The following is a 14,067-nucleotide window of genomic DNA, read 5'->3' on the forward strand; positions in this document are numbered from 1 at the left end:
GAAAAACACCAACCCAACCCACAAACAAGCAAAAACAAGAAACAAGACCAAGAAACAGACAAATAAACAGTAAAAAAAAAACTAATAAACAAATAAAACAAAATAAAGAAATAAAGAAAACTCAAGAAACAAAAACAAACAGACAAAAACTTAAACAACAAAAAGAAATAAATAAACAGACAGACAAATAAATAAATAAATAAATAAAAACTATCTAATCAACTCTAAGCCCAAAGAACTCTGCTAAAGCATAAACATCTGGCTCGCCATATTTTTCTACTAAACTCATCCAACGCAATGAGTTATCATTACCAAAACGAGCTGCCTTACGTCGATACGATTCAACTGTCAAAAATCGCGGCGGAACTGACTTACTATTGTATTTATCTGCAACCATAACAATTTCTTGCTCAACTGTGCGAGGCATATAGTCGTCAACAGGCAAAGGTAAATTCTGTGATTTAACTTGTTCTCTAGAAAGCCCAACGCCAGTATGATTGCGCGCAAATTGTGCAATATCTTCACTAACTGAATTCTTTAGCAAATAATTGTATCCCAATAATCCATGAGTAATATAACGCGGACCGTCAAATCTTAAAGTTCCAGAAGTTCCATCTTCCTTCAATAATTTATAAGTTCCAATATCATGCAATAAAGCACCAATACAGACTGCATATTCATCAACGTAGCAACTAGGCGCATATCCGCCAACAAAATTCGGCAAAGTCTTATTACCAATAAGCGAAATCATCCCACTTCTTGCCATAAGCGCGCGATCAGCATAGGATTTCGGCATAAAGGATAAGTACTCAAGATTAGAATCACAATAACTCAAATTGCTATCGCGGTGCTTATCATTACACAATTTCTCGCATAACAACTTATTCTGATTCATCGCAATTTGCCAAGCAATAGTAGCAATAACAACACAATGACCATGAATTAAATCGTATGCAGATTTAGACGGAGCAATCTCACAGTGCAATCGCTCAACTTCAGAAAAATCAGGAATATCCGACAATATCACTCCAGAACCATCAACATTCCCAGAAATTTCAGAATTAAAAAGCATATTTATTGCCTAGCTTTAGAAACATTATTAGACGACTTGTCGTTAGATGACTTGTCATTAGACGACTTGTCATTAGACGACTTGTCATTAGACGACTTGTCATTAGATGACTTACCATCTTGATGCGAATCAAGAATATCAACAGAATCAATAGTTCCATTAACAGCAGCAATATCTCGAGCATTCATAATAGCTGTTTGCTCAGCGTCACTTGGACGATTGCTTTGCAAATCAGAAACTATTTCAGCTGCAGAAGCACCTTGCAAAGACTGCACTGCTCTAGAAGAATCGTCTTCACGATTCAAACGCGGAGGCCTACGAGTAGAAACAAACAAAGGCTGAACTTCTACAATAGGATTGTAAGGCGCTAAACCAAACCACTTAACAGGAGTTCCAGCAATATGCCTAATCGCATACTTCATCTTCAAAGACAAAGCTCCACGAACTGAAACATTAGATTCAGGCATTAAAGCTTTATGCAAAAGTACATAACGAATTGGTCCAATATCTGGATCAGCATCAACCTTAGGATACACAGATTTCTGCCGAGGTAACTCTCCAGTGTGAGAAAGATCGTGCATAATTTGATGCAAATAAGCAGGAATTGAAGGCGAAACTTTAAAACCAAGCTTTATTTTTACTCGGAACAAATAATCAGTTCCAAAATTCTCAACACAATACTCGCGTGTGAACGGAGCATCATCAGTTTCAACAGACACAGCCCACCAAGCTCTAGCACGCTTAGGATGATCAGCAAAAATCGAGAAGAAAATACCAGTGTCTAACCGCTTCATCTCTCGATCAGAAGTTAAATATACGATATTATCGGCAAAATAAGGGATACGGAAATCGCTATGCAACTTATCTAAAACAGGTAAGAAATCTTTAGGCTTCATATGCAAGCGCTGTGAACGTTCAATCTTAGTGCCATCTTTCCAAGTGAGCATAATAATCAAAATCGATGCTCCAAGAAGCATAGTAAACCAGCCACCATGCATGAACTTAGCCAAAGACGCCACGAAGAACATAAGCTCAATAACTAAGAATCCGATTGCAAACACAAGTGCTCCAACGCGTTTCTTCTGATACCACATATGCGCAGTAAGAAGAATTGTTGTTGCAATCATTGTCATAGTCAAAGCCAGACCATAAGCACCAGAAATATGCTCTGAATCGCGGAATACTGCTAACACAGTCAAAGTTGAAATACACAAAACAACATTCACAACTGGAATATAAAGCTGGCCTCGAGTACGAGCAGGATATTGAACTTGCAAATGAGGCATCCAATTCAAACTTGTTGCTTCAGAAACCATAGTAAAAGCACCAGTAATCAAAGCTTGAGATGCAATGATGCCAGCTGTAACAGAAAGAACAACAGCAACATATCGCAAATTTGGACCAAGCATTTGGAAGAACGGATTCAAACCTTCAGTAGACCATAACGACTTATCGCTTTGATGCTTCAACATCCACGAACCTTGACCGAAGTAATTAAGTATAAGCGCTACTTTAATAAACGGCCAAGTAACATAAACATTTCCTCTACCAACATGACCCATATCTGAATACAAAGCTTCAGCACCAGTAGTCGAAAGGAAGATAGTACCCATAACAGCCAAGCCAGCAATATTATGAGAGCTAAATAAGAACTTAATACCATAAACAGGATTAAGAGCTTCAAAAATAGCAAAATCAGTTCCGATATTCATTATTCCAACAAGCGCAAGGAAGGCAAACCAAATCATAACTACGATTCCAAATACTTTGCCAATCCTCTCTGTACCACGTTGCTGAACAGAGAATAAAATCACGATTATAACAATCGTAATCATCAAAGCTAAATTGCTATTTTCTAAGAAAATCGGCTTAAACGCATCAATAGTGCGAAGACCTTCAACTGCAGAAGATATTGAAACTGCAGGAGTTAAAACAGAATCAGCTAAAAATGCTGCTCCACCAATCATTGCAGGAATAGCAAGCCAAGCTCCGCGCTTACGCATCAATGAATACAAAGCAAAGATGCCGCCCTCACCCTTGTTATCTGTGCGCATTGCAACAAAGACATATTTGACTGTAGTAATCAAAGATATTGACCAAAACACCAAAGAAAGCATTCCAAAAATAGCTTCACGATTGATATTTTGCAATCCGCCTTGACCAGCTAAAAATGTTTGAGCAGTATACAAAGGCGAAGTACCGATATCTCCATAAACCACTCCAAGAGCAACAATAGCCATTGAAAGAGTGAATTTATCTGAACTTGTCTGAATCTTAGCCCACAAACGTCCAAGCGGACCACGAACAGCGGAATCAGCAAGCTTTTCTGCTTCTTTAACTTCTTGAGCTTGCTGTTGAGCTATTACTTCGCGCTCTTCGCGAGTAGTCGTTTTTTGCGAAACTTTCGGCGCTTTAGTAAATGATGCAGCGCGCAAAATCGCAGATTTTGAGCTTTTTGTAGAATCTTTCGCACCGTTGCGAGGATCCTTTGCACCTTCTTTCGTTGGCACACTAATGCGTGACTTCGTCATGCCAGATTCCTCCATAGCTAAGACGTATTTCCACATATGCGGAAGATAATAACAGCCTTATTCAATCTACAGTTTTATTTAACTCGTACTTGGATATTGTATACAATAATAGATATATAGTGCAAAAAATATTCAAAAATCGTTGAAAAATAAGGATTCTTGAAAGTTGTTTTACACTTAAAATCCGTAAATTTTCTCTGTATTTTCTCGTGTTACTTTAGCAGCTTTTGAAAGACTAATATCGAGTACTTGAGAAAGCGTTTCCAAAGTATATGGAACCATATAAGGAGCATTAGGTCGTCCACGGTAAGGCATCGGAGTCAGATACGGCGCATCTGTTTCAACAGTAATATGATTTAGACCAATAATACGAGCAGATTCACGCAAATCTTCATTACCTTTATACCCAATAGTTCCAGAAAAACTAGCAAACCAGCCATTTTCACGAAGAATAGCCGCAATGCAAGCATCACCTGAATAACTATGAAATACAGTCATTTCTGGAGCGCCATCTTTTAATAAAATTTCTATAACATCACTATGAGCTTCACGATCGTGAATTTGCAATGGCATATTAAGCTCTTTAGCAAGTGATATGTGATCTCGAAAAGCCTCACGTTGAGCAAACCTAGATGGTTCGCCTGTACGAAAATAATCTAAGCCTGTTTCACCAATAGCAACTATTTCTTCCGGATTTGAGATTATAAGCGAGCGCAAATGCTGCATTGCTTCATCGAAAGGTATGTCATGATATGGCTTATAAACTACAGGCAATCCGTCTGGACCAGTTGTACCTCTATGACCATGCAACACTGCTTCATTTGGATGTATTGCAATTGCAGCACGAACACAATCCGAGTGTGATTTAGCAAATGAGATAGTTGGCTCCCAATCTGGGTACTCGCAGCCAACTTCTAACATATGCGAAACTCCTGATGCTTTTGCTTTAACAACTAAATCATCTGCAGTTGGCTGATATATTAAATCACGACCTTTTTGGGCTAATTGCAGATTTAATTCGTGCACAAAATTTACTACACTTAACATATGAGTGTGATCGTCTGCTATTGACACTCCGCTTTTAATTAGATTTAACCATGAATCAGATTGCGATACTGAAGATTGCGAAACTGCAGATTGCGATAATTCCAAATCTTTATTTGAGAGTTCGTCTTCATTAAGCGATGCCAATGCAGGCGCCCAATTATGTTCACGATGATGTTTACTCATATTTTCAAGTGTACTCGCGCAATAAAAATTCTATTTTGTAACGAAAAACGCCGCAAAATTTAAGATAAATATAGACTAGCTAAATCACAAACAAAATCTCAAACAACCTCACGCAATCACAAACAAAATCTCAAACAACCTCACGCAATCACAAACAAAATCTCAAACAACCTCAAACAATTGCTTTACGAATCGCATCATATTGTGATTTAACAAGACGATAATAAGATCCCTTTTCTGCCATAAGCTCTTCATGAGAACCTCGCTCAACAATTTCCCCATGATCTACTACACAAATCAAATCAGAATTTTCAATAGTAGATAGCCTATGAGCAATTACAAAAGAAGTACGATTTTTAAGTAGCTGAGCTAATCCTGCTTGCAAAGCTTCTTCTGTACGAGTATCAATATTACTTGTTGCTTCATCGAGAATTAAAATGCGCGGATCTGCCAAAAGTACGCGCGCAAATGAAATGAGCTGTCTTTGACCTGCAGAAAGAGTAGCTCCACGCTCCTCAATTTCAGTATCATAACCATCTGGTAAATCTTCAATAAACTCATGTGCATGAACTGCGCGCGCTGCAGCCTCAATTTCTTCATCACTTGCGTCAAGCTTTCCATAACGAATGTTTTCACGAACTGTTCCACTAAAAATAAAACTGTCTTGAAGCATAACACCCATCTGCTTACGTAAAGACGCTAAAGTTACTGAACGCACGTCATATCCGTCAATAGTGATTGAGCCTTCGCAAACATCGTAGAATCTTGAAAGAAGACTTACAATCGTAGTTTTTCCAGCACCAGTAGGACCTACCAAAGCAACAGTAGTTCCTGGTTTAACATGCAAATCAACAAGATTCAAAATCAGTCTTCCGTCATCCTCATAACGGAATACAACATCATTTATATCTACTTTACCTTCAATTTTAGGCAAGTCGATAGCGTCAGGACTATCTACAATCTTTGGCTTAATTCTCAAAGTTTCAAAAATTCGCTCCAAATATACAGAACATGTTACAAGTTGAGTATAAAAATTACCAATATTCACTACAGGTTCCCAGAAAGTAGTTGAATACCAAATAAAAGCTATAAGCGTACCAGTGCTCACATTCATTGAGAACACATTCGTTACACCAACATAGTAGAGCAAAGATATTGCAGAAGTTTCAATGATTAACGCTCCAGGCCAAAGCAATAATTGAAATCTAACATTCTTCATCCATGCTTTTCTTACTTCAGACTGCTGACCTTGGAAAATACCATACGCTTCAGCTTCTCGAGCAAAAGTTTGAGTTGTTTTTACACCTGCAATTGACTCATGCAAATACGCGTTAAGATTACTTTGCTTATTTGATAATTTTTTAGACGCTTTTTGCTGCAAAATTTGCAAAGTACGAGTCCAAATTATAAATATTGGAAACAGAACCAAGCTCCACAACGCCATTCGCCAATCTATTACAAACATTGTAATCAACGTAATAATAAGCACGAAAACATCGGAAAACACGTTAATAAGTCCCGAAGAAAGAGTGTCCGACAACGTGTTTATATAATTTACAATGCGAATCAAAATTTTTCCGTGAGGACGAGAATCAAAATAATCAAAAGATAATGATTGCACATGCGTAAAAATATCTCTTCGCATATCTTTAATTATCAACTGACCTATTTTTGTAATAGCTAAAGTTCTGTATGCCAAACCTAACTCGTATAAAATAATAAAAGTTAGAAAAACTGCAATGATTACATATAGATACGTTAAACTTTTTTGTGGCAAAACCACATCTATCAATATTTTTGTAATCATAGGCATAGCTGTCATAATTATGCTGCCGCTAATAACTACCATAATTACTAATAGAAGCTTTATAGAATATGGCTTCACGTATTTTCTAATACGCATAAGCTCATGAATATTTATACGTTCTTCTTGACTTTCATCTTCGCGATATGTGTTTCTTTGAGCCATATTCTATTCCGCCTTAGTAGTTTCAAATCCTGCAGACTTACCAGTTTGCAATCCCAACTGCTTTCTGTAAATCTCCCAATATCTTCCGTGCTTAGCAACAAGATCACTGTGCGTTCCGCGCTCCACAATTTCGCCATGATCTAACACAACAATCATGTCTGCATCTTTAACAGATGAAATTCTGTGTGCGATTGTGATTACAGTGCGCGTGCCATCAAGTTTCTTTAACTCCTGCTGAATATGCTCTTCTGTTTCCATGTCTACAGCGGAAGTTGTGTCGTCCATAATCAAAATTGCAGGATTGTTCGCCAATGCCCTAGCCAAGCTTAAACGTTGCTTTTGCCCTCCAGAAAGACCAACTCCGCGCTCTCCTACTACAGTTTCATAGCCTTCTGGCATATCTGCAATAAAATCGTCAGCAGCAGCGATACGAGCCATTCGGCGAATAGTATCATCTAATTCTTTGCAATTTTCTTTGTTTTTAGCCAAACCAAAACTAATATTTCCGGCAATTGTATCTGAAAATAGGAAAGTTTCTTGCGCAACTATACTAACTTCACTACGAACAGTTTCTAGCGGCAACAAGCGCACATCTTTCCCGTCAATTAGAACGCGTCCGCGCGTCGGATCATAAAATCTTGAAATAAGATTTACAAGAGTTGATTTTCCAGATCCAGTTTCGCCAAGAATACCAAGCTTACTTCCAGCAGGAATTCTTAAATCAATGTCTTTCAAAATAGGAGAATCTTCATCGTCTGGGAACGCAAAATCAACATGCTCAAAAGTGATTTCACCTTTAACTTTAACGTCTTTATCCGCTTCTTTTGAAATATCAATATGCGATTCTTGCGTAAGAAGCTTGCGAATATTCACACATCCTGCGTTAAATCGCTGCCAATCGTTAATAAGCCAGCCAGACATTCTAATAGGCATATTAAGCATCCAAAGGAAACTGTTAAAAGTAACAAATACGCCTAAAGTCATGCTCCCGTTCAAAACAAGCAATCCGCCAAAACCAACTGTTATAAGATCAAGCACAAATCCCATGCTGTCAATCCACGGCATATATTTTTGAGTATTCTTTGCAAGCGTAATATTGCGATTAAAGTAGTCTTCGTTGCATTCATCGAATTTTTTAGTTTCGTAAGTCTCACGCACGAAAGCTTTTACGATACGATTCCCTTCAATATTTTCTTCAACCATAGAATTCATACGAGCAAAAGATTCACGAATCGCAAGGAATTTTGGCCTAGCATTTTTACCTAGAGTTCGTGTAAGCCAAAACAGCAATGGAGTAATAGCCATTAACGCTAATGCAAGTTGCCACTGAATTATCGTCATTATAATTAACGCGAATATAAACATTACAACGCAATCTAACGCCATATATGAAACCCAGCTGAGCAAGTGACGAATCGCATCCGTATCAGACGTCATTCTGCTCATAATATCGCCGGTACGCGTGTGATTGAAGTATGTAAAATCAAGCGAATGAAGTTTCTCATATTCGTCACTCACAAGGCGATACACTGCATTTTGACCAAATTTCTCCATCAAAAGCTGATAAATATACCTTGAGAATACACGAATAATCATCATCGCTATCATCAATGTGCATACGCCAATAAGCAGATTATGCTTCTTTCCAATAATGATTTTGTCTACAATAAAGCCAGAAAGTAACGGCATTGTCATTGCCATTGTGTCGTTAATAATAAACAGAAAAATCGAAATCCAAACTTTCCACATATCTGGTTTGCAATATTGCAATATCCAGCGCACATTGCTCGCATCTTTGCGTTTATTTGGGTTTACATACATGCGCTAGATTCTCCTTTAATTTGATTTTAATTTAATTCGATTTTGCTTTAATTCGATTTTAATTTCAATCTTGCTTTATTTTCTATTTTTATTTAGATCTTTATTTAATTTAGTATTTGTATTTGTATTTGTAATTTTGCTTAGATTTGTAAGTTTTGAAGCAACTGTTTTCAATCTAAAGATTTTTAAACTTTCATAGAAGCGATTTTTAAGCAACTGTTTCACAAAAAGTTTCAAATTCGCAAAAGATTAAAAATTATTTAATTATTAAGTGTTGTAACTAAACAAGGATAAAAGCATGTGGTGCATAGCTCAAAGCCACACACCACATGCTGTAAGTTAAGCAATTAGCTTAAGTAAATTCTTACAAGTTATTGTAATAAATTTACTCACTTCTGCCAGCCCATATCCTCTGGGTAGGTGGTTGCATAACCAGCAGGGCCATTGTTAGCAAAGCCCTTCTTGAACACCTGATAGATAGGAGGAGCGGAAACTGGAAGAGTGCCATACAGTGCAAGAGCTTCAGATTCTGCCTTGTTAGCGTACTCAGTCTGTTCCTTATAATCGTAAGTCTTGCCGACCTTATCGAGCATGGCATCAATATCCTTGTTGCCAACAAGACCCAAGTTAGAATCGCTATCAGACTTGTAAACCTGGCTAGCTGCAGACAAGAAGCTCAATGGAGATGTGGACTGCCATGCCAATGGAAGTACCTGGTAATCGTGAGCAGCAACAACCTTAGAGAACTTAGCAACAGCCTGGTTCACAGTCTTGCACTTGATTCCAGCCTTCTTCATCATAGCTTGGAAAGCGTTAGCAAGAGCTGCCTGAGTAGAGTCATCACCGAAGAAGGTGAAGGAAATCTCGAGTGGCTTACCATCCTTAGCGTAGTAGCCATCAGAGCCCATCTTGTAACCAGCAGCTTCAAGAGTCTTCTTTGCATTAGCAACGTTGTACTTGCCTTCAGCTGGGAGATTATTCTTGTATCCTGCCTGGAACATGGAAAGGAGCTCAGAACCTGGCTGTTCGCTCTTCCAGTTCATGCCCTGGAACTGAATCTTGTTGTAAGTAGCAACATCGAAAGCCTGAACAACAGCCTTACGGACTGCAAGATCATTCAATGGCTTGGACTGAGAATTGAAGTTCAAAACGCGAACCTTAGTGCTATATCCATAACGGAGCTGAGCGCCCTTAACGCTACGAGCAGCCTTAATAGAATCCTTAGAGGAGATAGAATCGGTTACAGCATCGATTTCGCCATTCTGGAAAGCGTTCAAAGCAGCAGTATCTTCCATACGCTTTACAACGATCTTATCGAGCTTAGCCTTCTTGCCCCACCACTTTGGATTGCGTGTGAAGACAACCTGGTTATCAGTTGCAGACTCAATCTGGAATGGACCTGCACCCCACTCATTGTGAGGCTTATTAACCCAACCCTGGTTGAAGGTCTGAACGTCACCAGCCTTTGGATGAACTAATGGAGCGAAAAGCATTTCCCAAGTAGCGCATGGCTTGTTGTACTTAACGATTACTTGCTTAGGGCTGGAGCCTTGCTCAACAGACTCGATGCAATCATAACCTTCGGTGCTAGGAACAGAATAATCCTTGTTCTTTCCGTTCAAAGCTTGCCAAGTCGCCTTAAAAGCAGTGTAGTCGATATCTGTGCCATCGTTCCACTTAGCCTTTGGGTTCAAGTTGTACTGAACGACGAGTGGATTATCGCTAACTTTCTTGACGGAAGTGACGTAGTCAGGGTTGTACTTGATCTTCTCACCCTTGACGGTGTCGTAAGCCACAAGATTTGGCTGGTAGAAGCTCCACAAAGTAGCCATGTAACCAGAATTACCATCGTTAGAAGCGTAATTCCAGTTTGGACCGAGAACAGGAAGAGCAACGGTGTAAGTACCGCCATCCTTGATGTTATCGCGAGTCTGTGGATTGTCGTAACGCTTGTTGACATCTGGCATTGGAAGTTCGCCAGTATAAGAAGTGTCAACACCGGCAGCTGGCTCTTCAGTCAAAGACTTATTGCCACTGTTAGCAGTATCAGCACCACAGGCACCAAGCAACATGGTGAGCGAAAGAGCTGCAGCTGCAAATACAGTCAATTTACCTGCATTCGTATTTTTCATGATTCCTCTCATTCCCCGGATGATGTCCTCTTTTCCGGTATGTGGATAGAGTATATCCAATCATGTGACATTTGGGTTACAATTTTCTCAAATACTTCCGCAGATAACGTTTGCTAAACAAATCTTCATTAAATAAAATGGTAATTCATTCAAATAAAAGTGAAAACTAAAAATTTTTTAGTTAATTTTTATTAAAAAACAAAATATTTTACTTTACGTTAGTTTATCTAATGTTTACAAAAAAATAGACGTGCATAACAGTTTTATAAATAAAAAATGTTGTACTAGCATTAAGCAATTTTAGAAAAAATTATGGGGCGATTCCTAAATTCTAAGGAATACGCCCCAAGTAAAAGTAAGTTCAAAAATCTTTTTAAGACTTTTAGAAATCACTTAATATTATCAAACGAATCATCTTCGGAAAGAATAATACGCTTACGATTCTTCTCAATAGTAGGATCTGGAATAGGAACAGCGCTAATCAAAGCCTTAGTGTAAGGATGCTGAGGATTGTCAAAGACTTCATCAGTTTCTCCAGCTTCCACAATTCGTCCGTGATACATAACTGCAATTCGACTAGAAATATGACGAACCACTGCCATATTATGCGCCACAAACAAATATGCAACACCGAGCTTATCTTGCAAATCTTCAAGCAAATTGATAATTCCAGCCTGAATAGAAACATCCAAAGCAGATACAGGCTCATCAAGAAGTAAAAGCTTAGGATTTACAGCTAAAGCACGCGCAATAGCAATACGCTGACGCTGACCACCAGAGAACTGAGTTGGGAATCGATCAACTTGATCTGGATTCAACTCAACCAATTGCATAAGCTCAGCAATTCGCACGCGAATGTCTTCCTTAGACTTATGCTGCACACGCAAAGGCTCAGCTAAAATATCGTAAACCAACATACGCGGATCAAGCGAGCTCATTGGATCTTGGAAGACGTATTGCATATTCGCACGCAATTTCATGCGATCCAAATTGGTTAAACTTCTATCTAATTTCTTACCAAAAACAGTAATAGAACCAGACTCAGGCTGTTTCAAGCCCATAATCTCCATCAACGTTGTAGATTTACCAGAGCCAGATTCACCAACTAAAGCTACGGTTTCACCTTCACGAACTTCTAAGCTCACGCCATCAACAGCACGAACTTCGCCAATCTTACGGCGTAAGAAACCACCGCCTGTAATCGGGAAAGTCTTAACCAAATTTTTAACTTCCAAGACAATCCTACGATTTTCACGAGGGATGCCTTCAAACATAGGCTTGATTGGTTTTTCAGTTTCAGAATGGATTAACGAACGAACAGTTTCACTTTCTGCTTCAAGTCCAATCATGCTATCAGGATTTCCATTATTTTCTTCAGCCATCAACATATCCATAGTTGGCTTAGAAATAGGAGTTAAACGATGCTGACGCTTCTGATCTACACGTGGAACAGCACCAAGCAAACCAATCGTATACGGTTGCGTTGGATGAGCGAAAATTTCTTCTACACTGTTATGCTCAACCAAATGTCCTGAATACATAACTATAACTTCATCAGCAATACCAGCTATAACACCCAAATCATGAGTGATGAAAATCATTGCTGCGCCAGTTTCACGCTGAGCTTTCTTCAAAACTTCCAAAACTTGAGCTTGGATAGTAACATCCAAAGCAGTTGTTGGTTCGTCTGCAATAATTATGTCTGGATTATTAGCAATTGCCATAGCGATCATTACACGCTGACGCATACCACCAGAGAACTCATGAGGAAAAGCTTTCAACCGTTCGCTAGGCTTGCTGATGCCTACCAAATTAAGTAGTTCAATAGAACGACGACGAATCTGTTCCTCAGTCATCTTTGGATTATGAATTATCAAAGCTTCTTTAAGCTGATCTCCGATAGAGAAAACAGGCGTCAAAGCTGAAAGAGGATCCTGGAAAACCATAGCTATGTTCTTGCCACGAATCTTACTCATATCAGCATCTGACTTAGTTAAAAGCTCTTCACCCATATATTTTACTGAGCCTTTAACACTAGCATTTTTATCTAGCAAACCCATAACAGCCAAAGAAGTAACAGATTTACCAGAGCCAGATTCGCCAACAATACCAATTGTTTTCCCGCGATACAAATCAAAATTCATATCTCGAACTGCGTGAACAGTTCCAGCTTCAGAAGCAAAGCTAACGGATAAGTTTCGAACAGAAAGCAAAGGTTCTCCAGCAGAATCTCCTGCAAAATTGCCAGAATCTACTGGATTCACTTGAGCCATTTGATTTATATTATTCGTTTCGCTCATTTCGCCATTCCCCACATTCATAGTCATGTTTATTACTCCAAACGCTCGTTACTCAGCTTTACCAACTGACTTGGAATATGGATCAATTGCATCGCGCAAGCCGTCACCAATAAGCTGAACAGAGAAAGTGAGCAAAACAAGCACAGCTGATGGAACTAATAAGACCCATGGAGAAGTCTGAACAACACTTTGACCTGCGTTAAGTAAAGTACCAAGAGAAGTATCTGGAGCTTTAATACCAAGGCCTAAGAAGCTCAAAGCAGTTTCACCGTTAATTGCACCAATAACGCCAAGAACTGTGTTAATAATCAACACAGAACCAAGATTTGGAACTAAATGGCGCACAATAATAACAAACGAAGAAACACCAGCAAACTTAGCTGCACGAACATATTCACGCTCACGTAAGCTCAATGTAAGTGTACGAAGAGTACGAGCGTAACCAATCCAACCAAACGCTGTTAAACCAAATGCAAGCCAAAGCCAATCGCTGCCGCCAGTAGATGCGCTGATTATTAACGCGATAAGCAGGAATGAAGGTACGATCAGCAGCATATCAAGAATCCACATTCCGACTTGCTCAAACCAACCTTCAAAGTATGAGATAGCAGTACCAACCAAAGCAGCAATAACAGTGATTGTAATTGAGCTAACAATACCTATAGAAAGAGAACGACCTAAACCACGAACTACCATAGCGTACATGTCTGAACCGCCAGGAGTAGTTCCAAGCCAGTGATCAGCAGAAGGAGGAGTGGCAAGAGCCGTAAAATCTGGCTCATCGTACTTATACTTCGAAATCTTTGAACCAAATATTGCGAAGAGAACCAAGATAATAAGCATAACCAAACCAACAACTGCAGAAGGACGTCTAAAGAAACGACGTGTATAAAGTGTTAATTTGCCAGTACGCTTAAAATTACCCCATGCGCCAGAAGCATTCTTTTTCGAATGATTCTTCTCAGAAGAAGCTACAGGTTGTGAAGATTTATCACTATTCATGCTAATGTCA

9 protein-coding genes are annotated in these 14,067 nt (G+C 38.9%); 1 reads left to right on the top strand and 8 read right to left on the bottom strand.

Annotation, left to right across the window (positions count from 1 at the left end):
- On the top strand, positions 1-191 hold a 191-nt coding region (locus tag Q0X59_RS04205; protein ID WP_297643374.1), incomplete at its 5' end, for a hypothetical protein.
- A gap of 23 nt (positions 192-214) precedes the next feature.
- On the opposite strand, the gene Q0X59_RS04210 is transcribed toward Q0X59_RS04205, so the two are convergent.
- The 8 genes from Q0X59_RS04210 to Q0X59_RS04245 form a co-directional block, all read right to left on the bottom strand.
- Entirely contained in the window at positions 215-1,072 is an 858-nt protein-coding gene (locus Q0X59_RS04210; protein ID WP_297643376.1) for an HD domain-containing protein, read from the bottom strand.
- A 2-nt stretch (positions 1,073-1,074) separates the two neighbouring features.
- Entirely contained in the window at positions 1,075-3,603 is a 2,529-nt protein-coding gene (locus Q0X59_RS04215; RefSeq protein ID WP_297643378.1) for a KUP/HAK/KT family potassium transporter, read from the bottom strand.
- Between the two features lie 177 nt (positions 3,604-3,780).
- Positions 3,781-4,833 (bottom strand): TatD family hydrolase, encoded by a 1,053-nt coding sequence (locus Q0X59_RS04220; protein WP_297643380.1) that lies wholly within the window; start codon positions 4,831-4,833, stop codon positions 3,781-3,783.
- A 172-nt stretch (positions 4,834-5,005) separates the two neighbouring features.
- Positions 5,006-6,802, bottom strand: coding sequence for an ABC transporter ATP-binding protein (locus Q0X59_RS04225; protein WP_103042806.1), 1,797 nt, complete (start codon positions 6,800-6,802; stop codon positions 5,006-5,008).
- 3 nt (positions 6,803-6,805) lie between these two features.
- Complete coding sequence (locus tag Q0X59_RS04230) at positions 6,806-8,623, bottom strand: ABC transporter ATP-binding protein (RefSeq protein WP_297643382.1); 1,818 nt, start codon at positions 8,621-8,623, stop codon at positions 6,806-6,808.
- A 389-nt stretch (positions 8,624-9,012) separates the two neighbouring features.
- Entirely contained in the window at positions 9,013-10,755 is a 1,743-nt protein-coding gene (locus Q0X59_RS04235) for an ABC transporter family substrate-binding protein (protein ID WP_296157382.1), read from the bottom strand.
- Between the two features lie 389 nt (positions 10,756-11,144).
- Entirely contained in the window at positions 11,145-13,028 is a 1,884-nt protein-coding gene (locus Q0X59_RS04240; RefSeq protein WP_103043242.1) for an ABC transporter ATP-binding protein, read from the bottom strand.
- A 75-nt stretch (positions 13,029-13,103) separates the two neighbouring features.
- Entirely contained in the window at positions 13,104-14,057 is a 954-nt protein-coding gene (locus tag Q0X59_RS04245) for an ABC transporter permease (RefSeq protein WP_075523684.1), read from the bottom strand.
- Between the last annotated feature and the right edge of the window lie 10 nt (positions 14,058-14,067).

It is taken from the genome of uncultured Gardnerella sp. (assembly GCF_947280595.1).
Lineage (GTDB): Bacteria > Actinomycetota > Actinomycetes > Actinomycetales > Bifidobacteriaceae > Bifidobacterium > Bifidobacterium vaginale_A.